Source organism: Rhizobium sp. BK049, assembly GCF_014193135.1.
GTDB lineage: Bacteria > Pseudomonadota > Alphaproteobacteria > Rhizobiales > Rhizobiaceae > Rhizobium.
Genome location: NZ_JACHYV010000038.1, coordinates 1 through 22,019 on the forward strand (window position 1 = coordinate 1; position 22,019 = coordinate 22,019).

The window sequence follows — 22,019 nt, forward strand, 5'->3', positions numbered from 1 at the left end:
TAAGAAGGTGACGATCCGACAACCAGCTGCCGGGCGGGCGGCCACCCGCCCGGCAAGCATCAATATCCTACATTTTTCTTATCCAAGAAGGTGCCCGCAGGCGGATGAGGGGCTCAAGCGCGCTGCCGCGGCAAATGTCTACCGCTTCAAGCTCCCCAGGATCCCGCGCACCAGCGCCCGGCCGACCTGGGTGGCGACCGTTCGGGCGACGCTCTTCATCGCCGCTTCCACCACCGTTTCGCGCTGGTAACCGGAAGACCTGTCGCGCGATTGGCCGCGGCCCTGGCGATTGTCATCATCGCTGCCGAAGCCCGGCAGGTTCCAGCCGGAGGTCGTGCCCGGCTGTTCGGCCGCTTCTTCCTGCGCCCGCTTGGCGGCCTCTGCTTCCGCCGCCTTTTTTGCCCGCGCCGCCAGCATTTCGAAGGCGGATTCGCGATCGACGTCTTCGTCATAGACGCCGAGGACGGGACTCCTGTCCATCACCTGCTGGCGCTCGCCATCGGTCAGCGGGCCGACGCGGCCCGACGGCGGGCGGATCAGCGTGCGCTCGACGATCGACGGCGCGCCCTTGGCCTCCAGCGTCGAGACCAGCGCCTCGCCGGTACCGAGGTTGGTGATGACGGTGGCGCAGTCGAAGGCCGGGTTCGGGCGGAACGTATCGGCGGCCGTCTTCACCGCCTTCTGTTCGCGCGGCGAATAGGCGCGCAGCGCATGCTGGGCGCGGTTGCCGAGCTGGGCGAGCACCGTTTCCGGCACGTCGAGCGGGTTCTGCGTGACGAAATAGACGCCGACGCCCTTGGAGCGGATCAGCCGCACCACCTGCTCGACGCGTTCGATCAGAACCTTCGGCGCGTCGTTGAAGAGCAGATGCGCCTCGTCGAAGAAGAAGACCAGCTTCGGCTTGTCGGGGTCGCCGACTTCCGGCAGTTCCTCGAACAGCTCTGACAGCAGCCACAGCAGGAAGGTGGCATAGAGCCGCGGGTTCATCATCAGCTTGTCGGCGGCAAGCACCGAGATCTGACCGTAACCATTGGTGTGGGTGCGCATGATGTCGGAGATCTTCAGCGCCGGTTCACCGAAGAAGTGCTCGGCGCCTTGCTGTTCGAGCACGAGCAGCGCCCGCTGGATCGAACCGACCGAGGCCTTGGAGATCAGGCCGAACTGGCTGGAAAGCTCGGTGGCATTCTCGCCCATATAGTTCAAAAGCGAGGTGAAATCCTTGAGATCGAGCAGCGGCAGGCCGGCCTCATCGGCGATCTTGAAGGCGATGTTGATAACGCCTTCCTGCGGCTCGGAAGCGTCCATCAGCCGGGCGAGCAGCAGCGGCCCCATCTCGGCGACGGTGGTGCGCACCCGGTGGCCCTTCTGCCCGAACAGATCCCAGAAGATCACCGGAAACTGGTCGAATTCGTAATCGGTGAAACCGATCTGCTCGGCGCGCTTGGTGAGAAAATCCTTGGGCTCGCCTTTGGCGGCGATGCCGGAAAGATCGCCCTTGATATCGGCCGCAAAGACCGGAACGCCGGCCCGCGAAAAACCTTCGGCCAGCACCTGCAGCGTCACTGTCTTGCCGGTGCCGGTGGCGCCGGTGACGAGACCGTGGCGGTTTCCGAACTTCAGGTCGAGATATTCCGGCTTGTTGATGCTGTCGTCGGGATTGCGGCTCGCGCCGATGAAAATCTTGCCGTCCTCGATCATCGCAATCTCCCTTCGGCCCTGCCGCCGTTTGTTGAGAAGGTCTGGCTTGCGCCGCCTTCATCGAACCATTGTTTCCCTGTTATAAGCAGGCAGGCGAATGCGGACAACTGTTTGCATCGAAAGCGAAACCGCTGGCTTGAGTTGCATTCGAATCTCGATTAACGTTGACGTTAACGTCAAAAATATGAGGAGGCTGACGATGAATGGAATTGTGACTGAAATCGCCGATCGCGTGGGCATTTCCCCGGAGCAGGCGGAGAAGGCGCTCGGCATGATGCTCGGCTTCCTGCAGCGCGAGGCCGCTGACGGCCCCGTTGCCCGGATGATCGAGGCCATCCCCGGCGGCGCGGATCTCGTCGCCCAGTTCAATGGCGCCGGTGCCGGCGGCGGCGGTCTGCTCGGCGGGCTGATGAGCTCGCTCGGCGGCGGCGGCATCATGGGGCTCGGCCAGCAGCTAATGGGCGAGGGCCTCGGCATGGGCGAGATCACCTCGCTCGCCAAGGAGACCATTGCGATCGCCAAGCAATATGCCGGCGAAGAGGTCGTCGACGAAGTCGTCGCCTCCGTCCCCGGCCTCAGCCAGTTCGTCTGAACGACGACAGAACGGCAAGAGCCCCGCGCCGCCGCTGCGGGGCTTACTTTTATCGCTCCCTGAAGCTCTCAAGATGGACGAACTGCATGACCGTCTGGCGCCCGCCGCAGCAGATCAGGGCGAAGGTGATCGGCCTTGCCTGGCGAGAGAACCGCTTGCTCGCCGCGGAAGTGGAAGATGACAGTGGCCGCATCAAAGGTGTCCGGCCGCTCGGCGGCTCGATCGAATTCGGCGAGACGCGCGAACAGGCCCTGCACCGCGAAATCCGGGAGGAGCTCGGCACGGAAATCCGCATCGTCGGCCCCTGGCATGTTCTCGAAAATATCTTCGAACACCATGGTTCGATCGGCCATGAATTCATCTTCGCCGCCGATGTCGAACTGGCCGATCAAGCCCTCTACGAGCGCGCCGAGATCCGCTATTGCGAACTGGACGAAACGGCGGCGACGGCGCGCTGGTTCGGTCGCGACATGCTGCGTGACGCCGGCCTCGATCTCTTTCCCACGGGCCTCGAGACGCTGCTGTCGCGCTGGCGTGATTGAGCCCCAAGGACGTTTTGAATCTGCTCGCCAAACTTTGATCGCCCGTACTCGCTCCAGAGGGAACAAGGGAGTAGAATTGCTGTTTCTGCCGCATCGTTGACATCAGAAGGAACAGCATCATGCGCAGGTTCATTGCAGCAACGTCGATCGCTCTCCTCAGCCTTTCTGGTCCGGTTCTTGCCCAATCGAACATGGGCATGGATGCCAGCGGCCGCTTCGATGGCACGCCGCCGCTCGGCACGGCGCCGGGCGCGGAGCCGCAAGCCGGGCTGGTCATCCCGCTCGACTCGATCGAAACAGGCAGCGTCGACAACGGCGTTCCGAGCGGCCGCGTCGACTGGGCGCGCTGCCCGCCGCGCAAGGCCCGTGGCGCGCTTGCCACGCAGGGCGGCAACAGCGGCGCCTCCGTCAGCCCGGCATGCCGCGAAGGTCAATGATCAGGCACGCCCTATTTGCCGTTCTGGCTGTCGCGGTGCAGGATGACCCCGAGTTCGTGCCATTTGCGTCCGTCGCGCTCGATGAGCTCGTCGGCGCAGGCGGGACCCATGCTGCCCGGCGCGTAAGCTTCGGGCGTGCTCGGATCCTTGCTCCAGATGTCGAGGAAGGGTTGCACCGCCGCCCAGCCGGCCTCGATGCCGTCGGCGCGCTGAAACAGCGTCTGGTCGCCGATGAAGAGTTCGTAGAGCAGCGATTCATAACCCGTCGTCTTGCCGATATCGAACTTGTCCGCATAGCGGAAATCGAGCGACACGGGCGTCGTATCGACCGAAAGCCCCGGCGACTTGATCGAGATTTCCATGCTCAAACCCTCGTCCGGCTGTACCTGGATCACCAGCCGGTTCGGCGGCAGGCGGCGATTGACCTCGGTCTCGCGAAACTGCGCGAAGGGCACCGGCTGGAAGGTGATGACGATCTCGGTGTCGCGTGCCGTCAGTGCCTTGCCGGTTCTCAAATAGAAGGGCACGCCGGCCCAGCGCCAGGTATCGGCATAGAGCTTCAGCGCCACATAGGTTTCGGTCCGGCTGTCGGGCGAAACATCCTTGCTGTCGCGATAGGCGGGAAGATCGACGCCGTTCAACGGGCCGGCCGCATAGGCGCCGCGCACGCCATGCGTCTTTGCCTCCTCTGGCGTATAGATGCGCAGTGCCTTCAGCACCTTGCTCTTCTCGTTGCGGATCGCCTCTGCATCGAAGCTGTTCGGCGGCTCCATGGCAATCATCGCCAAGAGCTGGAAGAGATGGTTCGGCACCATGTCGCGCAGCGCCCCCGTGGCATCGTAGAATTTGCCTCGGCCGCCGATATCGACGATCTCGGCGGCGGTGATCTGCACGTGGTCGATATAGCGGCTGTTCCACAGCGACTCAATGATCATGTTGGCGAAACGCGCCGTCATCAGGTTCTGCACCGTCTCCTTGCCTAGGAAATGATCGAGCCGGTAGACTTGGCTTTCGCCGATCTGGGCGAGGATTTGCGCATTGAGCGCCCGCGCAGAGGCGAGATCGGTGCCGAACGGCTTCTCGATCGCGACGCGGCGGAAGACGCCCTCGCTTTCATCGGTGAGCCCATGGGCGGCAAGCTTCTCAACGATGATGCCGAAGAAGGATGGCGGCACCGCGAGATAGAAGGCGGCATTGGCGTTCGGCCCCAACCGCTTGCCGATTTCGATAAAGATGTCATCCTTGGTAAAATCGCCCGACATATAGGAAATGCGCCGGCGCAGGCTCTCCCAGGCTTGGTCCTTGACCGTCTGCTCGTCTCCGTTCAGATGATTGAGGAAGGCATCGAGCCGCCCGCGCAGGAATTCGTCGTCGCCCGCTTCGATGCCGATGCCGAGAATGCTGAGGTCCTCACCAACGAGGCCCTGGCGCGTCAGGTTGATGATCGCCGGCACCAGGAGGCGGCGCGTCAGGTCGCCCGTGGCGCCGAAGATGACAAGGGTGACCGGCGGGGTAGGGGCAGCGTGCATGTGTGTCGTCTCCGATTTTGCCGCCGACTATACTGCCTGCCGGTTTCGCGGCAACATAAGTGGCGAGATGTAACGCCCATTTGACACACTGGGGCGGCGGGAGTGCCGAGAGCCGGTGAGTTGCAGCGGGCGTGGCGATGTCAAGGTTGGCGCTCAGCCAAGCAGCCTCAACCCATGCTCAGTTGCGGACTAGCGAAGCATAGAACCAGTCGATGAAGACGCGGACGATTGGCGTCGCTTGAGCCTCGGATCGGCAGGCCACATAGACCGCGTCATTGGCCGGAACCGTAAGATCGAATGGCGCGACCAGCTCGCCCCGTGCAATCATGTGCGCGGTGGTGATGTTGTCGCCGAGCGCAATGCCATGGCCGTACATGGCGGCCTCGATCGACAGGCGCGCGTCGCTCATCATGTGCTGGCGCGCGGGCATCGCAACGCCGGCTGCGGTGAGCCAGGTGTTCCACTCATTGCCGCGATCGGCATGCAGGAGCATGTGGTCGCGCAGATCGCGTAGGGAACGCAGCGGCCGCCTGTTCATGAGGGCCGGGCTGGCGACGGGGAAGAGCTCCATCCGGCTCCAGAGGCGCGACCAATAATTGGGCCAGTTGCCGCCGCCGTAGAGAATGCACAGGTCGACATTCGGGGAACTCAGATTGTTCGAGTCATTCGAGGCGCGCAGGTCGAGTTGAATATCGGGGTATTGATCGGTGAACTCCTGCAGCCGTGGCATCAGCCAGAGCGACAGCACCGCCGCAACACAGGTTACCCGCAGCGTGCCGCCGGTCGCCGGCCGGGTCATCGCGGCTTTCGCTGCTGCGATCTCCGAAAATGCGTTGGAGACGACCGGCATCAGCAACGCGCCCTGGCTGGTCAGCTTCAACCATTTGCCACCGCGCTCAAACAGGCGCACGCCGAGCGATTCCTCCAAGGTGCGTATCTGATGGCTGATCGCGCCGTGGGTGACATTCAACTCGCGGCCTGCGGCGGAAACCGATCCATGGCGGGCAGTTGCCTCAAACGCGCGCAGCGGGTTGAGGGGCGGCAGACGGCTGGACATGAGACAACGACCTGTGAGAAAAAATCGCATAAAACTGTAGATTAATATCAATTGATTTTCCAGCGAGCTTGCCGTTCAATCACTGAAGAAGCCATCGGCCTCTGCGGCAGAGCTGCAGCCGAGGACCGATTTGCCATCCTGATCGAAGCATCGTCATCCTCAAGAAGGCCGTCATGTCCTGGAATGAAACCAAGCTTTCCGAACTCCGAACCAGATATGGCGACAGCCACGGCGGTGAATTGCACCATCCGGAGTTCCGCAAGGTAGCGGAGAAGATTTTTAACAAGAGCGGCACCCGGCTCGCGCCCTATTCGGGAATCCCGACATTCCTCTCCGCCCCCCTGATGCAGGTCGACAACGAGAATCCGGATTTCGGTGATCTGCAGGTGGCGATCCTCGGCGTGCCCATGGATCTTGGCGTGACGAACCGCCCGGGCTCGCGCTTTGGACCGCGCGCGTTGCGCGCCATTGAGCGCATCGGTCCTTACAACCATGTGCTCGGCTGCGCGCCGGTTCAGGAACTGCGCGTGGCAGACATTGGCGACGTAGCGTTTCAGAGCCGCTACCGTCTGGAATTGTCACATGAGGATATCGAAAAACGCGTCGCGCAGATCGTTGCCGCAGGGGTGCTGCCGCTCTCGGTAGGCGGCGACCACTCGATCACCCATCCGATTCTGCGGGCCGTCGGCAAGGAGCGGCCGGTCGGCATGATCCATATCGACGCCCATTGCGACACCGGCGGTGCTTACGACCTGACCAAGTTCCACCACGGCGGACCGTTCCGCAACGCCGTGCTCGACGGCGTGCTCGACCCGACGCGCGTGATTCAGATCGGCATTCGCGGCTCGGCGGAATATCTCTGGGAGTTTTCTTATGCCTCGGGCATGACGGTGATCCATGCCGAGGAGATCTCGGCAATGGGCATCCCTGCAATCATCGAGAAGGCGAAGGCCATCATCGGTGACGGGCCGACCTATCTTTCCTTCGACATCGACAGCCTCGATCCTTCCTTCGCGCCGGGCACCGGCACGCCGGAGATTGGCGGCTTCAGCACCCGCGAGGTCCTGGAGCTCATCCGCGGCTTCAAAGGCGTGAACCTGGTCGGCGGCGATGTCGTCGAGGTTGCGCCCCAGTATGACGCTACCACCAACACAGCCCATGCCGGCGCGCAGATGCTGTTCGAAATATTGAGCCTGATGGCGTTCAGCCCGGCAATCCGCCGTACCGCGTGACGGGCCTGGCCGCAGCCCAAGGCCAGGAACGACAAGAAGGCCGCAAAGGCCTCGAATACATTGAAAGAGGGAAGCGGCGTGCCGCATCGGTTAGGAGAAAGACGATGACGAAATTGACAATGAACCGCCGTACCGTGCTCGGCGTCGGAATAGGTGCTGGTGTAGCCATGTTGGCAATGCCCAACGTGCTGCGCGCCCAGGACAAGTCGCTGAAGGTCGGTGTTTATGGCGGCTACTTCAAGGACTCGTTCGACAAGAACATCTTTCCGGAGTTCACCAAGGCGACCGGCATCGCGGTCGAATCCGTCGCAGAGCCGACCGGTGAGGCCTGGCTGGTGCAGATGCAGCAGGCAGCCCAGGCAGGTCAGGCGCCGGCTGACGTTTCGATGATGTCGCAGGTGTCAATGCGCAAGGGCCAGGCCACAGAGCTCTGGGCTCCGCTCGATCTCGCCAAGATCAAGAATTCCAGCAACCTGCTTGAGCGCTTCATCAACAAATACCCGGATGGCCGCGTCGCCGGCATCGGCGCGGTCTCATGGTTCATCACCCTGGTCACCAACACAGATGTTTACAAGGAAGCGCCGACCAGCTGGACAGCGCTGTGGGACCCTGCCAATGCCGACAAGCTCGGTCTGCTGGCGCTCGTGTCCAACTCCTTCCTGCTCGACGTGACGGCAAAGACCTATTTCGGCGGCGCCCAGGCCCTCGACACTGAGGAGAGCATCCTCAAGGTCTTCGCCAAGCTGGCCGAGCTGAAGCCGAATGTACGACTGTGGTATCGCGACGAGGCGCAGTTCGAACAGGCGCTGAAGTCGGGTGAAATTCCGATGGGACAGTATTATCACGACGTGACCGGCCTCGCCGCCGCGGACGGTCAGCCCGTTCGCTCGACCTTCCCGAAGGAGGGCGGCATTCAGGACGCAGGTTCGTGGGCGCTGTCGAAGGCGTCGAAGAAGACGGAAGAGGCGCATATCTTCATCGACTATATGTGTCAGCCTACGATCCAGGCCGTGCTGTCACGCAAGGTGGGCACGTCGCCAACGGTCAAGCGCGAAACGACCGATCTGAACGAGAAGGAATTTGCGGCGGTTTCCTCCGACATCGAACCGATCATTCCACACTACGACATGTACCTCTCCAAGGCCGACTGGCTGAACGAGAAGTGGACGGAAATGATCGCCAGCTGACGCTCATCGTGCTTTCGCGGGCCCCGTTCAGGGGCCTGCCTTTCGGTCGGGAAGAGGCATATGTCGGGACTCACGCTTCAGAATATCGTCAAGGACTTCAACGTCATTCGCGCCGTCGACAATGTCGACCTGACGGTGCCGCACGGGGCATTCGTCTGTCTGCTCGGCCCCTCCGGCTGCGGCAAGACGACCTTGTTGCGCATGATCGCAGGTCTCGATCTGCCGACCTCGGGCCGCATCACGCTCAACGGGAAAGACATCACCAGGACGCCGACGCACCAGCGCGAGCTTGGCATGGTGTTCCAGTCGCTGGCGCTGTTCCCGCACCTGACGGTAGGCGAGAATATCGCCTATCCACTGCGCATTCGCGGCCGTCCCAAGGACGAGCAGGCGAAGCGCGTCGAAGAGCTGCTGGCGATGATTTATTTGCAGGGCTACGCTGACCGCTCCGTGTCGAAACTTTCCGGCGGCCAGAGGCAACGCGTCGCAATCGCAAGGGCACTGGCGATTTCGCCGAAACTGTTTCTGCTCGACGAGCCGCTGTCAGCGCTTGATGCCAAGCTGCGCGAAGCCATGCAGGTGGAGCTTCGCCAGCTTCATCAGCGGCTCGGCATCACCACGATCGCCGTCACGCACGACCAGCGCGAGGCGATGACCATGGCCGATACGGTCGTGGTCATGAACGGCGGTCAGATACGCCAGGCGGCGTCGCCGACGGAGATTTATCGCAGGCCGGCAGACAGCTTCGTCGCGGATTTCATTGGCCAGACAAATCTGGTCGAGGCCAGACGAGAGGGCGGCGCAGTCAGCATACTGGGGCAGCCCGTCGCCGCCCTGTCGCTGTCGGCGGGCGTCGAGCGCGCCACGCTTTCGATCCGGCCGGAAGACGTGCGCCTGGGGCCGCCCGAGGCCGGCGCATTGACGGGCGAGGTCACCTTCGTGCGCGATCTCGGCGGCGTCGTCGAAACCTTTGTCAATGTCAGCGGTCAGCAGTTCATTGCGGTCTCGACGCCGCGCGAGCGCCCTGACGTGGCGGTGGGCCAGAGGGTGGGCATTGCGCTCACCGACAAGGATTGCGTGGTGCTCGAGCAATGAGACGCGAACCCCCGCAGACGCTCGGCGACTATGCCCCACTCGCATTCCCGGCAATCATGCTGATCGTCTTCTTCGTCGTGCCTTTCGGTACGATGATTTCCGTCAGCTTCTTCAAACGCCAGCAGGGCGGCTTCTACACGCCTGATTTCGTCTTCGACAATTATGTTCGCTTCCTCTCAGCCTTCTTCGGCGGCGTGCTCAGCTTCTCGTTGCTGCTTGCGATCGCGGTGGCCGCAACCTGTGTCGTTCTGGCCCTGCCTTTCACATACCTGCTGATCCGCATGAAGCGGAGCACCCAGGTGGCCTGGCTGGTCGCACTCCTTTCGATCCTGTCTTTGTCTGAGGTGATCATCGGTTTCGCCTGGTCGACGCTGTTTTCGCGCACGGCCGGCATCACCAATCTGTTTGTATGGCTCGGCCTCATGCAGCAGGCAGTCGCCCTGACGCCGAGCATCGGAGCCGTCGTCACAGGCATGGTCTATCAGGCCTTCCCTTATACGGTCCTGGTGCTCTACCCCGCGCTGGTGCGACTTGATCCGACTCTTTCGGAGGCGGCGCGTACGCTTGGCGCTTCGCCGGTCAAGGCCTTCTTCACCGTCGTCGTGCCTGCGTTGCGCGACACGATTCTCGCCACGCTGATCATGGTTTTCATCTTCGCGCTCGGGTCCTATCTGTTGCCGCAACTGCTCGGCCGGCCGCAGCACTGGACGCTTTCCGTGCACATTACCGACCAGGCGATCTATCAGTCGAACATGCCCTTCGCGGCTGCCATGGCGGTTTTCCTGGTGTTGGTCACACTGGCCCTTGTAGCGCTCACCCTGCTCGTTGGCCGCCAAGGAGGGGCGAGCAAATGACCATTCTCCGCAACGTTCTTTTCGGGGTCGTCGGACTGTTTCTCGCTTTGCCGCTGATCATTGTCGCCGGCGTTTCGGTCAATGCCAAGCAGAGCCTCACCTTCCCGCCGCAAGGCTTCTCGCTCGGCTGGTATGGCCAGATATTTCTCGATATGGAATGGCGCAACGCGCTGATCGCGTCGCTTGTGCTGGCGCTGTCGTCGGCGGCGCTTGCGGTGCTGATCGCCTTGCCGCTCGCCTGGTTCCTCTGGCGCCGCCACGCGCCTTGGGCCAATATTTTCCAGTTGCTTGGCGTGGCGCCCTTCACCTTGCCGCCGGTTATCACGGCGCTCGGCCTGCTGACCTTCTGGGCCACGACCGGGTTTTACGGGCAACCCTGGACAGCGGTGGTCGGCCACGCCATTTTCTTCGTCACGCTGCCGCTGGTGACCATTTCGCTCGGCTTTTCGGCGATCGACCGCTCGCTGGTGGAGGCCGCCTCGACCTTAGGAGGCGACGACCGCACGGTGTTCCGAACCGTCGTTCTGCCGCTGATCTCGCCGTACATCGTGTCGGGCTACGCTTTTGCCTTTGTGCTGTCGCTCAACGAATATATCGTTGCCTACATGACGGTCGGTTTCACGCTGGAAACGCTGCCGATCAAGATCTTCAATTCGCTGCGATACGGCTACACGCCGACCATGGCGGCGGTGACGATCCTGTTCGTGGCGACCGCAGCGATCGTCTTCAGCCTTGTCGCGCGCTTCGGCGACCTGCCGAAACTGCTTGGCGCAATGACGTCAAACGAACCCTGATCGAAGCAACCAGTCCCCGCCGCGAAACGCCAGGCGATCAGCGGTCCCCTTCCTCCTCAACATCGAAGCACCCGAGATGGACCTAGCGCTAGAACGACGGTTTCCCTGCGTCGCGGACATGGAAAAAGCCGCCCAAAGACGCATGCCGCGTTTCGCTTGGGACTATCTCGCCGGCGGACTCGGGCGCGAAGCTTCCTTGCGGCGCAATCTGGCGGCCATGGAAGAGGTTGTGCTTATGCCGGGCTACCTGGCCGACGCTGACGAGCCCGATATCGGCGCAAGCCTGTTCGGTCATCGTTTCGACGCGCCATTTGCCGTCGCGCCGCTTGGGCTGGCCGGCCTTCTGTGGCCCGGGTCGGAGCTGCCGCTGGCACAGGCTGCCAGGCAGCATAACCTTCCCTATATCCTCAGCACTTTCGCCAACACCTCGCTTGAGACGATCCGTCCTGCAGGCGGTGATCACACTTGGTTCCAGTTCTATCCACCCAATGATCCCGCCATGGAAGAGGACATGGTGGATCGGGCGCGCAGAGCGGGCTACGACGTTCTTGTCGTGACTGTCGACATTCCAGCGTCCACGCGGCGCGAGCGCAACATCCGCAATGGTTTGAGCATCCCGCCGGTCTATGACCTTTCGACGATCATGCAGGTGGCGATGCGTCCGTCATGGGCGATGGGCATTCTGCAAAACGGCGCTCCCGACTTCGCCAATCTCTCGCCCTACTACCCGAAGGGCTCGAGCCTTGCCGCAGCGGCCGAATTTGTCGGCAGGGTGATGACGGGTCACGTCACGCGCGAGCGCTTCAAGAAAATCCGAGACGCATGGCCAGGCAAGATCCTGGTCAAGGGTGTGCTTCGCGCCGACGAAGCGGAGGAATATATGTCCTTGGGCGGCGATGGTCTGATCCTCTCCAATCATGGGGGACGCCAACTCGACGCCGCGCCGTCGGCGGCGGAGGTCATCGGTGAAATCCGCGAACGACTTGGCCCCAAGGCCTTGCTTTTCGCAGACGGAGGCGTGCGCTCCGGCCTCGATATCGCCCGGATGCTGGCGCTCGGCGCCGATTTTGTCCTGATCGGCCGGCCATTCCTGTTTGCTTCCGCCGCCATCGGGCGTCGCGGCGGCGATCATTTGATGAACGTCCTGAAAGCCGAACTGAGGGCAACGATGGCGCAGCTGGGCTGCAAGGCAGTGGAGGACTTGCCAGCGTGTCACTGGCGGCCAAAAGCAGGGCGGGCGAAAGCGGAACTTGATCTTGGATGGAGAATTGCGTGACTGAAGCCGTTACCATGAGCATCGAAGCCCTGCAAAATCGAGTTGTTGCCATCTTCGAGCGCGCAGGATTGAACAAGGTGCAGGCGGCGGCTTTGGCGCATGTCATCGTGGCCGGAGAACGCGATGCCTGCAAGTCGCACGGAATATACCGCATCGAGGGTGCGCTGCGCACGGTAAAGGCGGGCAAGGTGATGCCTGATGCCGCTCCCGTCGTTGCACCGGATGACGGCAGCGCCATCGTCAGGGTCGATGCGCGGGGCGGTTTCGCCAGCGCGGCGTTTGAACTGGGCGTACCCGCCCTGGCGGAACGCGCCAAGCGGCTTGGCATCGCCGCGATGGTCATCAACGATTGCTCGCACTTCTCGGCCCTGTGGCCCGAGGTCGAGGCGCTGACCGCGCACGGCCTGGCGGCATTGGTGATGTGTCCGAGCTATGCGACGGTTGCCCCATCCGGAGGCAGCAAGCCTCTGCTCGGCACCAATCCACTTGCCTTCGGCTGGCCTCGCAAAGACCAGCCGCCCTACGTGTTCGATTTTGCCACGTCGGTGGCGGCGCGCGGTGAGATCGAACTGCACCGGCGCGCCGGCAAGCAACTGCCGGAGGGTTGGGCGATCGACGCTGACGGCAATCCGACCACTGACCCGGCGGCCGCGCTTGAAGGCGCAATGATGCCTTTTGGCGGCCATAAGGGGTCCGCCATCGCCACCATGATAGAGCTGCTCGCCGGCATCATGATCGGCGATCTCACCAGTCCCGAGGTCTTAGACTATCTCGGCACGACGATCTTGGCGCCGTTCCATGGCGAACTGATCATTGCGATGTCACCCGAAGCCTTCGCCAGGGGCCGCCCCGGCGATCCGTTCGCGCGCGCCGAAGTGCTCTTCGATACGATTGTGGGACAAGGCGCGCGGCTTCCGTCGCAGCGCCGCTTCGCCGAGCGCATCAAATCGGAAGCCGAAGGCATCAGCCTCACCGCAGCGGAGATCGCCCAACTGGATGCGCTGTTGGCTGGCGGACTGGCCGCCGTCAAATAAAGCACGTCGTTCGCAGTCGGTCATTTCTTCACCGCTACGATGAAAATCCGTGGGAACCGCAGCAGCACCCGCCCGTCCGACAGCTTCGGATAGGCCTTTTCCACCCGTTCCAGATAATCGGCGAGAAAAGCCTCGCGATGTCTCTCGCCGGCATGGGCGAGATAGGGCATCAGCCCGGTTCCCTTGACCCATTCGACGATCGCCCCCGCATCGGCCATCGGGTGATTGTAGATGGTGTGCCAGATATCCACGCGCGCCGCCTTGGCAATCAGCCTGGAATAATATGTGGACGGCGGTGCCAGCGGCTGGCGACGCACGCTCTTCGCCTCGAAGGCGGCCTTCCAAGGGCCGGCATGGGCAGTCTCTTCCATCGCCAGATGCGAGGGTTCGCCGAGATTGTCGGGCATCTGCACGGCAAGAACGCCGCCTTCGGAAAGCCCGTCCATCAGCCGCTCGAAAATGTCGAGATGATCGGGCAGCCACTGGAAGACGGCATTGGCAAAGAGCAGATCGGCGGGCTCCGTCGGCTGCCAGCTGCCAAGATCCGCCTCGACGAAGGCTGTGCGCGGCAGCCGCTTGCGGGCCGCCTCCAGCATGTTGATGTCGCTGTCGAGGCCGGAGACGCCGGCAGCCCCATAGCGCTCGATGATGAGCTCGGTCGAATTGCCCGGGCCGCAGCCGAGGTCGACAGCGCGGCGAAGCCCCTGCAGCGGTACCTGCGCCAGAAGATCGCGCGCCGGCCGCGTACGCTCGTCCTCGAACTTCACATATTGGCTGGCGGACCATGCCATGGCGATACCTCCTGATGTCGGGCCACGTCTTTCCTGTGGCGGATGCGGATCGTTTCGATGTTGCGCCCGTAGAGCTCAGTCGCGAACTTCAGAGACGAGGATTTTGTCCACGCGCCTGCCATCGAGATCGATGACCTCGAAGCGCCATCCATCTCTCGTGAAGCTCTCCCCCAATTCCGGCAGATGTTTCAGTTCCTCCAACACCAGGCCGGCCACGGTCTGATATTCGAGATCGTCCTCGAGCTTGAGATTCAGGAACTCGGCGAATTCGTCGATCGGCGCCCAGCCGGAGACGAGATAGGAACCATCGTCTCGACGCGCGATGGCCTGCTCATCGACCGGTCCCTCCTGCAGCGCGCCCATGATCGCTTCCAGAATGTCGCCTGACGAAACAATCCCTTCGAAATGGCCGTATTCGTCAAACACCAGCACCATATGAACAGGCGATTTCCTGATGGCTTCGATCACGCTGGTCGCGGTTGCAAGGTCTGATACGACCGGGACGTCCTGCGTCAGAGCCTGGATATCGGCGCTGCCGTGTTCCGATATCGAATCGTAAAAATCCTTGACCGGCAGGATGCCGATCACCTCGTCGGAACTGCCTTTGCGGACCGGGAGTCGAGACCGCTTCGTCCGGTGCAACTGCGCCCGGATTTCATCGAGACTGTCGTCGATATCGATAATTTCGACGTCCCGCCGCGGCGTCATCAGCGCCCGGGCGGTGCGGTCCGCCAGCCGCATGACGCCAGAGATCATCGCCGACTCTTCGCTTTCGATGACGCCCGCCGACTGCGCCTCGGCCAGAACGGTCTTGATCTCCTCGTCAGAGACGTTGTCGCCGGCTTTTCCTGTCTGGCCGAGCAGCTTGAGCATCAGATTTCCCGACGCGTTCAGAAGCCAGACGAGCGGCAGCGCAATTCGTGAAAGCAGCGCCATGGCGGGCGCGACCCTCGCCGCAACCGCTTCCGGTTCCCGCAATGCGATCTGCTTTGGCACAAGTTCGCCGACGATCAGGGAAAGATAGGTGATCGCCACGACGACGGAGCCGACGCCAATGGCGTCAGCGGCCGTCGATGACATTCCCTGCGCCTCCAGCCATGCCGTCAGGCGGCCGCCAAGCGTGGCCCCGGAAAAAGCGCCGGAGAGAACACCGACGAGCGTGATGCCGATCTGAACCGTGGAAAGGAAGCGACCGGGGTTTTCGGCAAGTTTGATGGCTTGAGCTGCACCTTTGCTCCCATTGTCGGAGAGGACCTTCAGGCGGGCTGTTCGAGAAGACACGACAGCCAGCTCAGACATGGCGAGCACACCATTCAGGATGGTGAGAAACGCCACAATTCCAATTTCCAGAAACACAGGGACCCTATTCGTTGAGGTTTTGATGCCGCATGAGGCGAGGCGGCGGAGCTTTCGCAGAGACGCTATATATGCGCATCACCCATCGGCAAAGCTTTCTGTGAGCTCGGCTGGATGCGAGGCGCGAGGCAGACATCGCCGCACGGTCTACGACAGGCGCCGGCATCTTCTGCGGCGGCTTTCCGGTTTGAACGGGCGGAGCTTGTACTGGATGGGTCGCTATCAGGCATGGCGCAATTTTGGCGGTGAAACAGGTCCGGCGCAAGATGCGCTGGGCGAATTCCTTATAGCGCCTTGATGTGACAGTTTCGAAAGCGGCGGCAAGCATGCCTTCACGCATTCCTGCGTGATGCCGAACGCCGAACGCTGCGGCATCACGCGCTCGAATGTCACGCCGCCAGAATGGTGATCCCATAAGCATTGGCAGCGGCCGTCATCCGGGCGATGGTCTCAGGCGAGGGGGCTTTCAGCGGCTCGCTCGTGCCTTCCGTTTCGATGAACTCTGCCATCTCGCGATCGACGACGGCCGAAAAGACTGCCGGAACGGTTCCGCGGTTGGCATAGCCGTGCACCGTGAAAGGCGGGATCGTGACGATGTCGCCAGCACCGGCCTCGATCTCCTCGGGACCACTGTCGGTCAGCCGCCAGATCGTCAAACGGCCCTCGATAATGCGGAAGACTTCCGGGCTTGCATGCGCGTGTTTCGGCGTTCGGCTGCCGGATGGCACGGTGACGTCGAAGATGTTGAACCAGGTTCCGCGGAGCCGAAGCCGCCGCTCGATCCGTTCGCCGAGCACGAAATATCGCTTCGTGTTTTCGGCAGGCATTTTCACAAACGAGTTGGACATCATGTCTCTTTCTTCTTCTTAACGAGGCTTTTCTTGTAGGCGCCTTCTTGCCGGCGCAGCCGTTAGACCTTTGCGCCGCCTTTGGCAACCGCCCCGTTTCCGGGCAAGATCGCCGGATGGCTTCGGCACGGATAATGCCTGATGAAGCGTTGCGGCCGATATCGGTGCAGCGGGCCGCTTCCGCAAGGTCCCCGATCCAGGGCGGCCTGCGTGAAAATGACACGGGCCTGCCGCGTACCGAGGACTCTCCACCTGTAATGCCGCCGACACAGAAAGGGCCCATAGAATGCGGCGGCTGTTCTTGCCCGTTCTAGCCGTCCTTCCGCCACCCGATATTTGCCGGAACATCGTTTGGTGTGAAGTTCGACAAACCCACCGTGGGTACGCCCGCTGCCTTCATGATGAAAATCGCCATCACGAATCCTGCGGGTCGGCCGGCGCTATTCCCTCAAGATCGTGTCTCATCAAACACGTCCATGTCCGCGCACCGTCTTGTCACCCGCTCGGACCAAGGTCCTGAATCCAGCGTGTCGATTTCAGCCGATCCTGTTCGATTAAGACGGAGCGCCGTGAGCCAGTCAAAGGAGAGACAAGTATGGCTGCCACTATGTATTCCGAGCAAGTCGAACTACAGTCGCCGCGCTTCAGTGCTGTGCGCACTTTGCAAGCCGTTTGGATGCTGCTGAAACATCAGCGAAGGTACCGCCGAAGCGTGAGCGAACTCTCGCGGTTTAACTCTCGCCTGCTCCGTGACATCGGCTTGGCGCCCCCAGAGTCTCCACTTGAAAGATCGGAGAATGACCTCTCCACCCAGATGATCAGAGTGCTGGAACCAGAAACCGTCCACGATGTCTGACCCCGCTGGTATGAGTGCGTTTGCCTTCAGCTGCGCCGCCGTCGCCGCTCTTCCCGTAGTCGGCGCGTGACAGTGCCGGCGAGACGCAATGCGGCTGTTCTCATATATCCTCTTCTTCGGCTCACATCTAGGATTGATGGGTCGGAGGTCACCTCCTGTCCGCTAGCTCAAGCGGAGAGATAGAGATCCCAGAAGAATGGCGAGCAAGGAAAGCGAAGCGAACAAAAGGCACGATGAGGCACTGGTCACGCAGAGCAGCAAGCCCCTCTCACCGGAAAGCGTAACTGGCAGCATTTTTTGCTCTTTCTCGATTCGCGGTATCCAAATGCGACTAGTATCGGCAGCACCATGGAGGAAACGGATGCGCTACCTTTGTCTCTTCTACATCGATCAAACACTTGCTGATGCCGCCAGCAAGGAGGAATGGGCCGAGATCGACCGGCAGTCCTTGGCTTCCAATGAAGAACTCCAACGATCAGGCCACTATCTCGCCTCCAATGCTCTTGCCGACCCAAAGACCGCAAAGACATTGCGCGTTCGGGCCGGCAAGGCAAGTTGGACCGACGGGCCCTTCGCAGAGACCAAGGAGCATCTGGGTGGCTTCCTGCTCATCGAAGCGAAGAACCTTGCCGAGGTAATGGCGATCGCGGTGCGGGACCCGCTCGCTCGGATGGGGGCGATCGAGGTGCGCGAGACCGCCGGCTTTTAGATTCGAGGTGTCCCGGCCAATTCCGGCGGCCATGCGACCGACGTTCTGATTAGGTCACAAGAGTCCTATTCGCTGGATTGTTCACGCTGTTGACGAGACACGCCCTGAAGAGCCGGGTGGAGGTCACTGAGGTGGTCGAGAGCAACACGACGCCAGCGGAGGAAAACACTGCGGCTATACCTAGATGTCGAAATTTGTCGGCAAGACAATCATGTCCCGGATTGTAACGTTTCGCGGGCGGGTCAGCATGAAGATGATGGCATCGGAGACCTCTGAGGGCTCGATCAGACTCCCATTGGCTTTTGCCTTCTCAAGGTTTTCCGCGGGCCAATCGGCAAGCAGAGCGGAAACGACCGGGCCGGGCGAGACCTGGCTGACCCTGATCCCGTGGTTTTTCAACTGCCGGCGCATGATCTGGACGAAACTGGTAATCGCCCATTTGGAGCTGGAATAGACCGGCTCCCACTGGATCGGCGCATGGCCGGCTACGGAGCAAGTGACCAAAATGTCCCCGGTCCCGCGCTCGATCATATGCGGAGCGATATCGCGGACGTTCTTCATGACGGCGTTCACGTTCAGATTCAGCATCCGATCGATTGCCGCGGTATCGGTATCGATAAGATCCCCGCCGATGTAGGATCCTGCATTGCAGTGCATGATGTCGAGGTGATCGACCTTTGCCAGGATTTCCGGCACCATGGCCGCACAACTTGCGGCGTCCAGAAGATCGGTGACCTGCATGACTACAGCGTCGCCGAACTCGCCAGCGTAGGTTTCCAGCGCCTGTCTGTTGTAGTCGACCATCACGACCTTGGCGCCGGCATCGACAAGCGCACGGGTCGTCGCCAGCCCGATACCGGAAGCTGCGCCGGTTACAGCAGCGATCTTTCCTTCGAGTGATTTAGTCATCGTCTTGTCTCGCCTTTTGATTTTCAGACAGCAAGGAAGCCGCCATCGACTGGCAGGACTGCGCCACTGATCATGGCTGCGTCCTCTGAAATAAGCAGTGCGATCGAGCGCGCGACATCGTCGACCTCTGCAAAGCGCGCCATCGGGTGGCGAACAATCATCGGGTTACGTTTGGAAGGCTCGGACCACGCCTTGGCGGCAAGCTCCGTCATGGTAACCGTAGGCGCCACTGCATTGACCCGGATTCCATAGGCGCCGAGTTCCTTGGCCATCACACGTGTCGCGCCTTCCAGTCCCGCCTTCGAAGCGGCGTAAGCCACGTGATCCACGAAACCACGATGTCCGGCGATCGAGGTCACATTCACGATCGTACCGCCGCCGCCGTTTGAAATGCGAGCCCGCGCGAACTCCTGCGCACAAATCAGCGCGGCCCGCAGGTTGATGCCGAGGACCTGCTCATAGCCCTCCTCCGTCATATCGATGACGCTTTCAAGCACGTTGGTTCCCGCGCAATTGATCAGCGCGTCTGCCAATCCCGCCTTCTTCATGGCGGCGCGTGCTGCTGCATTGTCGGCGAGATCGACTGATATTACCGTCGCGCCGAACTTTACCGCAAGATCATCCAGATCGGCCTGCGTACGCGACAAGGCTACGATTCGAGCGCCACGGTGTGTGAGCAGTTCAACGCAGGCGCGACCGATACCCTTGCCAGCACCGGTTATGATGACCGTTTTTCCTGTAAAGTCCGACATGGTTGATCCTTCCGATGCCTGTTGCTCAGAACGGGAGTCTTTGCTCGGTTTGCCTGTCGAACACATGAGCCGCGGCAGGATCGACGTCGAGCCGTATCCTGTCGCCCGGCTTCAGCGCGTGGCGCTCGCGAAAGGCGCACAAGACCCGCTTGCCCGCCAATTGGACTGCCAGCAGAATTTCGGCCCCCGTGGGCTCGATCAACTCGACAGTTGCCGGTACGCCCGCATCGCCATTCGACAGTATCCACTGGTCTGGACGTACGCCGTATATAACCTCCTGGTCGTTACTTGCCCGCGTGCCTTGTGGAAGGGGAAGGGCCGACCCGTCAGCGAGCCGCGCTGAGTTCAAGGAGAGATCGATTGTCGCCGGCAGCATGTTCATCGCCGGCGATCCGATGAAGCCGGCGACGAAGATATTTGCCGGCCTGTCGTAAAGCTCTAATGGCGCACCGATCTGTTCCACCTTGCCGTCGCGAAGCACGACAATGCGGTCCGCCATTGTCATGGCTTCAATCTGGTCATGCGTGACATACACGGAAGTCGCGCCAAGGCGCTGGTGAAGAGTTTTGATTTCCGAACGCATATCCACGCGCAACGCGGCGTCCAGGTTTGACAGCGGCTCGTCGAAAAAGAACGCCTTTGGGCGGCGAACCATCGCACGCCCCATGGCAACGCGCTGCCGCTGGCCTCCGGAAAGCGCCTTCGGATATCGGTCGAGATAGGGCGTAAGTCGCAACATCTCGGCAGCCTTGTCGACCTTGGTATTGCGATCCGCAAGATTCTCGCCGCGCAATTTCAGCGCGAAGGCCATGTTTTCCCGAACGGTCATGTGCGGATAGAGCGCGTAGTTCTGGAACACCATCGCCACGTCACGGTCCTTGGCGGCGATGTTGTCGACGCGATTTCCGCCAAGCTTGATCGTGCCGCCGGTGATCTCCTCAAGGCCGGCAAGCGACCGCAGCAGCGTGGATTTGCCGCAACCGGAGGGACCGACCAGCACGACGAACTCACCGTCGGCTATGTCGAACGAGATGTTGCGCAGTGCGTGATAGGAGCCGTAATGCTTGTCGACCTGGTGGAGCTCGATCGTCGCCATGTGTCAATCCTTAGTCAGTTGTGGCGGCTTGGCCGCCGATCATTCGGGACGGGTCCACGGGCAGCTTCACCACCAGGTGTATCCTGCATCCGCCACTGAGATCCAACTTCCGCAGGTACATGCTACCTCCCAAGCTCGATCTGGATCTTCACAGAGGACGGCTTCGGTCGCACGGCGTAATCGAACGCCTCGACAGAATCCTCGAAAGCGTAGGTATCGGTGATCAGCGCGTCGACATTGATCTGGTTCGATCCCAACAGCGCGACGATGCGCGGGTAGACATGGGCGTAGCGGAACACGTGTTCGATGCGCAGCTCCTTGGTCTGGGCGATGACGACATCGAGCGGGACCGGCTTCAGGGGCATGCCGACAAGGACGATGGCGCCGCCGGGGCAACCATGGTGCGCCGTGTCGGCGATCACGTCGGCCGCGCCGGAACATTCGAAGACGACATCGACGCCCCAGCCGTCGGTTTCGCGGGCTATGACACTCTTCAGGTCTTGCGAGCGTACGTTGACGGTCATGATGGCAGGGCCGAGCTTTCGCGCCACGGCAAGCTTTTCGTCGACAACATCGGTAACGATAACTCTGGCGCAACCAGCCGACAGCGCCGCGATCGCTGTCACCATGCCGATCGGCCCGGCGCCCGTGACCAGCGCGATCGCACCGGGCGTCAGCCTCGCTTTGGAAACTGCTTGAAAGCCTACAGCCAGCGGCTCGACCATAGCGCCAGCGGCGTACGAAACGTTGTCCGGAAGCTTAAAGGTGAAGGCCGCCGGGTGGACCACGCTCGGTCTCAGTACGCCATGCACCGGCGGTGTCGCCCAGAAGCGCACCGCGGGATCGAGGTTGTAGAGACCCAGCCGCGACGCGCGACTTTGAGGGTCGGGAATGCCGGGCTCCATGCAAACACGGTCGCCCACTTTCAGGTTCTGTACCGCGCTGCCGACCTCTTCGATGATGCCGGCGGCTTCGTGGCCGAGGATCATTGGCTCGCGCACAACGAACGGGCCGATCGCGCCGTGAGTGTAATAGTGAACGTCCGATCCGCAGACGCCGACGGTCTTGATGGCGATGCGCACGTCGGTTGGACCGAGCGCCTCCTTCGGGTCCAGGTCGCGAATGCGCAGTTCGTCTTTGCGTTCGAGGACGAGTGATCTCATGTCTTCAGCCCTTTCGGATAATGAACACGGCGAGCGCCAGGCAGAGCACCGTCGCCACCCATAGGGGCAATACGCCCTCCAGGAAGCGCATCCAGAGAAGATGCACTAGGATTAGGATCACGACCGAGATGAAGCCCCTGTCGAAGCCGTTGGTTCGGATAGGCAGGAATCCGTCGCGTTGGGTCTTCTGGGGTTGAACGCCAGCCATCATC

Annotated in this window: 23 protein-coding genes; 12 read left to right on the forward strand and 11 right to left on the reverse strand. The window is 61.7% G+C overall.

Translation table 11 applies throughout. The features are described from left to right. Positions 1-138 precede the first annotated feature (138 nt). Positions 139-1,698 carry a helicase HerA-like C-terminal domain-containing protein gene (locus tag FHT70_RS27715; protein ID WP_183706292.1) on the reverse strand — a complete coding sequence of 520 codons (1,560 nt, stop codon included), beginning with the start codon at positions 1,696-1,698 and terminating at the stop codon, positions 139-141. Between the two features lie 199 nt (positions 1,699-1,897). Between FHT70_RS27715 and FHT70_RS27720 the strand changes: the two genes are divergently transcribed. From FHT70_RS27720 to FHT70_RS27730, 3 genes are all read left to right on the forward strand, one after another. Then, complete coding sequence (locus tag FHT70_RS27720; RefSeq protein WP_085780007.1) at positions 1,898-2,290, forward strand: hypothetical protein; 393 nt, start codon at positions 1,898-1,900, stop codon at positions 2,288-2,290. Between the two features lie 86 nt (positions 2,291-2,376). Beyond that, entirely contained in the window at positions 2,377-2,832 is a 456-nt protein-coding gene (locus tag FHT70_RS27725; protein WP_183706294.1) for an NUDIX domain-containing protein, read from the forward strand. 119 nt (positions 2,833-2,951) lie between these two features. After that, positions 2,952-3,269, forward strand: coding sequence for a hypothetical protein (locus FHT70_RS27730; RefSeq protein WP_085777413.1), 318 nt, complete (start codon positions 2,952-2,954; stop codon positions 3,267-3,269). Positions 3,270-3,280: 11 nt separating this feature from the next. Here the strand turns inward: FHT70_RS27730 and zwf are convergent, their stop codons facing one another. Together zwf and FHT70_RS27740 are read right to left on the reverse strand one after the other, a co-directional pair. Further along, positions 3,281-4,798: a glucose-6-phosphate dehydrogenase gene (gene zwf / locus FHT70_RS27735; protein ID WP_183706296.1), complete on the reverse strand. Its 1,518-nt coding sequence runs from the start codon at positions 4,796-4,798 to the stop codon at positions 3,281-3,283. Between the two features lie 178 nt (positions 4,799-4,976). Next, on the reverse strand, positions 4,977-5,855 hold the full coding sequence (locus FHT70_RS27740) for a LysR substrate-binding domain-containing protein (RefSeq protein ID WP_183706298.1): 879 nt from the start codon (positions 5,853-5,855) through the stop codon (positions 4,977-4,979). A 173-nt stretch (positions 5,856-6,028) separates the two neighbouring features. On the opposite strand from FHT70_RS27740, the gene speB reads away from it, so the two are divergent. The 7 genes from speB to FHT70_RS27775 all read left to right on the forward strand — a co-directional run bounded on the left by speB (position 6,029) and on the right by FHT70_RS27775 (position 13,327). Further along, a complete protein-coding gene (speB, locus tag FHT70_RS27745) occupies positions 6,029-7,087 on the forward strand; it encodes an agmatinase (RefSeq protein ID WP_097599898.1) in 1,059 nt (352 codons plus the stop codon). Between the two features lie 104 nt (positions 7,088-7,191). Further along, a complete protein-coding gene (locus FHT70_RS27750) occupies positions 7,192-8,274 on the forward strand; it encodes an extracellular solute-binding protein (protein ID WP_183706300.1) in 1,083 nt (360 codons plus the stop codon). A 60-nt stretch (positions 8,275-8,334) separates the two neighbouring features. Further along, positions 8,335-9,369, forward strand: coding sequence for an ABC transporter ATP-binding protein (locus FHT70_RS27755; protein ID WP_183706302.1), 1,035 nt, complete (start codon positions 8,335-8,337; stop codon positions 9,367-9,369). After that, positions 9,366-10,223 (forward strand): ABC transporter permease, encoded by an 858-nt coding sequence (locus FHT70_RS27760; protein WP_183706303.1) that lies wholly within the window; start codon positions 9,366-9,368, stop codon positions 10,221-10,223. The genes FHT70_RS27755 and FHT70_RS27760 overlap by 4 nt, the downstream gene beginning before the upstream one ends. Further along, positions 10,220-11,017: an ABC transporter permease gene (locus FHT70_RS27765; protein ID WP_183706305.1), complete on the forward strand. Its 798-nt coding sequence runs from the start codon at positions 10,220-10,222 to the stop codon at positions 11,015-11,017. The genes FHT70_RS27760 and FHT70_RS27765 overlap by 4 nt, the downstream gene beginning before the upstream one ends. 142 nt (positions 11,018-11,159) lie before the next feature. Further along, the gene (locus FHT70_RS27770; RefSeq protein WP_210282978.1) at positions 11,160-12,293 is read left to right on the forward strand and encodes an alpha-hydroxy acid oxidase; all 1,134 of its coding nucleotides are present in this window, start codon (positions 11,160-11,162) and stop codon (positions 12,291-12,293) included. After that, positions 12,290-13,327, forward strand: coding sequence for an Ldh family oxidoreductase (locus FHT70_RS27775; RefSeq protein ID WP_183706309.1), 1,038 nt, complete (start codon positions 12,290-12,292; stop codon positions 13,325-13,327). Before FHT70_RS27770 ends, FHT70_RS27775 begins: the two co-directional genes overlap by 4 nt. Before the next feature lie 20 nt (positions 13,328-13,347). Here FHT70_RS27775 and tam read toward each other — a convergent pair whose 3' ends face one another. From tam to FHT70_RS27790, 3 genes are all read right to left on the reverse strand, one after another. Further along, a complete protein-coding gene (tam, locus tag FHT70_RS27780; protein ID WP_183706311.1) occupies positions 13,348-14,118 on the reverse strand; it encodes a trans-aconitate 2-methyltransferase in 771 nt (256 codons plus the stop codon). A gap of 75 nt (positions 14,119-14,193) precedes the next feature. Continuing rightward, positions 14,194-15,474: a hemolysin family protein gene (locus tag FHT70_RS27785; protein ID WP_183706313.1), complete on the reverse strand. Its 1,281-nt coding sequence runs from the start codon at positions 15,472-15,474 to the stop codon at positions 14,194-14,196. Between the two features lie 389 nt (positions 15,475-15,863). Then, on the reverse strand, positions 15,864-16,325 hold the full coding sequence (locus FHT70_RS27790) for a cupin domain-containing protein (protein ID WP_183706315.1): 462 nt from the start codon (positions 16,323-16,325) through the stop codon (positions 15,864-15,866). Positions 16,326-16,998: 673 nt separating this feature from the next. Between FHT70_RS27790 and FHT70_RS27795 the strand changes: the two genes are divergently transcribed. After that, positions 16,999-17,178, forward strand: a complete 180-nt coding sequence (locus FHT70_RS27795; protein ID WP_183706352.1) for a DUF1127 domain-containing protein — start codon at positions 16,999-17,001, stop codon at positions 17,176-17,178. A gap of 361 nt (positions 17,179-17,539) precedes the next feature. Beyond that, complete coding sequence (locus FHT70_RS27800) at positions 17,540-17,887, forward strand: YciI family protein (RefSeq protein ID WP_183706317.1); 348 nt, start codon at positions 17,540-17,542, stop codon at positions 17,885-17,887. A 180-nt stretch (positions 17,888-18,067) separates the two neighbouring features. Here FHT70_RS27800 and FHT70_RS27805 read toward each other — a convergent pair whose 3' ends face one another. The 5 genes from FHT70_RS27805 to FHT70_RS27825 all read right to left on the reverse strand — a co-directional run bounded on the left by FHT70_RS27805 (position 18,068) and on the right by FHT70_RS27825 (position 22,018). Further along, positions 18,068-18,796 carry an SDR family oxidoreductase gene (locus FHT70_RS27805; protein ID WP_183706319.1) on the reverse strand — a complete coding sequence of 243 codons (729 nt, stop codon included), beginning with the start codon at positions 18,794-18,796 and terminating at the stop codon, positions 18,068-18,070. 23 nt (positions 18,797-18,819) lie between these two features. Further along, the gene (locus FHT70_RS27810) at positions 18,820-19,548 is read right to left on the reverse strand and encodes an SDR family oxidoreductase (protein ID WP_183706354.1); all 729 of its coding nucleotides are present in this window, start codon (positions 19,546-19,548) and stop codon (positions 18,820-18,822) included. Between the two features lie 25 nt (positions 19,549-19,573). After that, entirely contained in the window at positions 19,574-20,644 is a 1,071-nt protein-coding gene (gene ugpC, locus FHT70_RS27815; RefSeq protein ID WP_183706321.1) for a sn-glycerol-3-phosphate ABC transporter ATP-binding protein UgpC, read from the reverse strand. 122 nt (positions 20,645-20,766) lie between these two features. Further along, on the reverse strand, positions 20,767-21,807 hold the full coding sequence (locus tag FHT70_RS27820) for an NAD(P)-dependent alcohol dehydrogenase (RefSeq protein ID WP_097599883.1): 1,041 nt from the start codon (positions 21,805-21,807) through the stop codon (positions 20,767-20,769). A gap of 4 nt (positions 21,808-21,811) precedes the next feature. Continuing rightward, positions 21,812-22,018, reverse strand: a complete 207-nt coding sequence (locus tag FHT70_RS27825) for a DUF2160 family membrane protein (protein ID WP_010052171.1) — start codon at positions 22,016-22,018, stop codon at positions 21,812-21,814. Position 22,019: the final 1 nt, after the last annotated feature.

Bases quoted from the DNA above. Each gene is read 5' to 3' on its own strand.
- FHT70_RS27790 (WP_183706315.1), bottom strand. From the start codon at position 16,325: ATGATGTCCAACTCGTTTGTGAAAATGCCTGCCGAAAACACGAAGCGA.
- FHT70_RS27720 (WP_085780007.1), top strand. From the start codon at position 1,898: ATGAATGGAATTGTGACTGAAATCGCCGATCGCGTGGGCATTTCCCCG.
- FHT70_RS27730 (WP_085777413.1), top strand. From the start codon at position 2,952: ATGCGCAGGTTCATTGCAGCAACGTCGATCGCTCTCCTCAGCCTTTCT.
- FHT70_RS27820 (WP_097599883.1), bottom strand. From the start codon at position 21,807: ATGAGATCACTCGTCCTCGAACGCAAAGACGAACTGCGCATTCGCGAC.
- tam (WP_183706311.1), bottom strand. From the start codon at position 14,118: ATGGCATGGTCCGCCAGCCAATATGTGAAGTTCGAGGACGAGCGTACG.
- FHT70_RS27750 (WP_183706300.1), top strand. From the start codon at position 7,192: ATGACGAAATTGACAATGAACCGCCGTACCGTGCTCGGCGTCGGAATA.
- FHT70_RS27725 (WP_183706294.1), top strand. From the start codon at position 2,377: ATGACCGTCTGGCGCCCGCCGCAGCAGATCAGGGCGAAGGTGATCGGC.
- FHT70_RS27740 (WP_183706298.1), bottom strand. From the start codon at position 5,855: ATGTCCAGCCGTCTGCCGCCCCTCAACCCGCTGCGCGCGTTTGAGGCA.
- FHT70_RS27825 (WP_010052171.1), bottom strand. From the start codon at position 22,018: ATGATGGCTGGCGTTCAACCCCAGAAGACCCAACGCGACGGATTCCTG.
- FHT70_RS27760 (WP_183706303.1), top strand. From the start codon at position 9,366: ATGAGACGCGAACCCCCGCAGACGCTCGGCGACTATGCCCCACTCGCA.
- FHT70_RS27715 (WP_183706292.1), bottom strand. From the start codon at position 1,698: ATGATCGAGGACGGCAAGATTTTCATCGGCGCGAGCCGCAATCCCGAC.
- FHT70_RS27810 (WP_183706354.1), bottom strand. From the start codon at position 19,548: ATGTCGGACTTTACAGGAAAAACGGTCATCATAACCGGTGCTGGCAAG.
- FHT70_RS27770 (WP_210282978.1), top strand. From the start codon at position 11,160: ATGCCGCGTTTCGCTTGGGACTATCTCGCCGGCGGACTCGGGCGCGAA.
- ugpC (WP_183706321.1), bottom strand. From the start codon at position 20,644: ATGGCGACGATCGAGCTCCACCAGGTCGACAAGCATTACGGCTCCTAT.
- zwf (WP_183706296.1), bottom strand. From the start codon at position 4,798: ATGCACGCTGCCCCTACCCCGCCGGTCACCCTTGTCATCTTCGGCGCC.
- FHT70_RS27765 (WP_183706305.1), top strand. From the start codon at position 10,220: ATGACCATTCTCCGCAACGTTCTTTTCGGGGTCGTCGGACTGTTTCTC.
- FHT70_RS27755 (WP_183706302.1), top strand. From the start codon at position 8,335: ATGTCGGGACTCACGCTTCAGAATATCGTCAAGGACTTCAACGTCATT.
- FHT70_RS27795 (WP_183706352.1), top strand. From the start codon at position 16,999: ATGCTGCTGAAACATCAGCGAAGGTACCGCCGAAGCGTGAGCGAACTC.
- FHT70_RS27800 (WP_183706317.1), top strand. From the start codon at position 17,540: ATGCGCTACCTTTGTCTCTTCTACATCGATCAAACACTTGCTGATGCC.
- FHT70_RS27805 (WP_183706319.1), bottom strand. From the start codon at position 18,796: ATGACTAAATCACTCGAAGGAAAGATCGCTGCTGTAACCGGCGCAGCT.
- speB (WP_097599898.1), top strand. From the start codon at position 6,029: ATGTCCTGGAATGAAACCAAGCTTTCCGAACTCCGAACCAGATATGGC.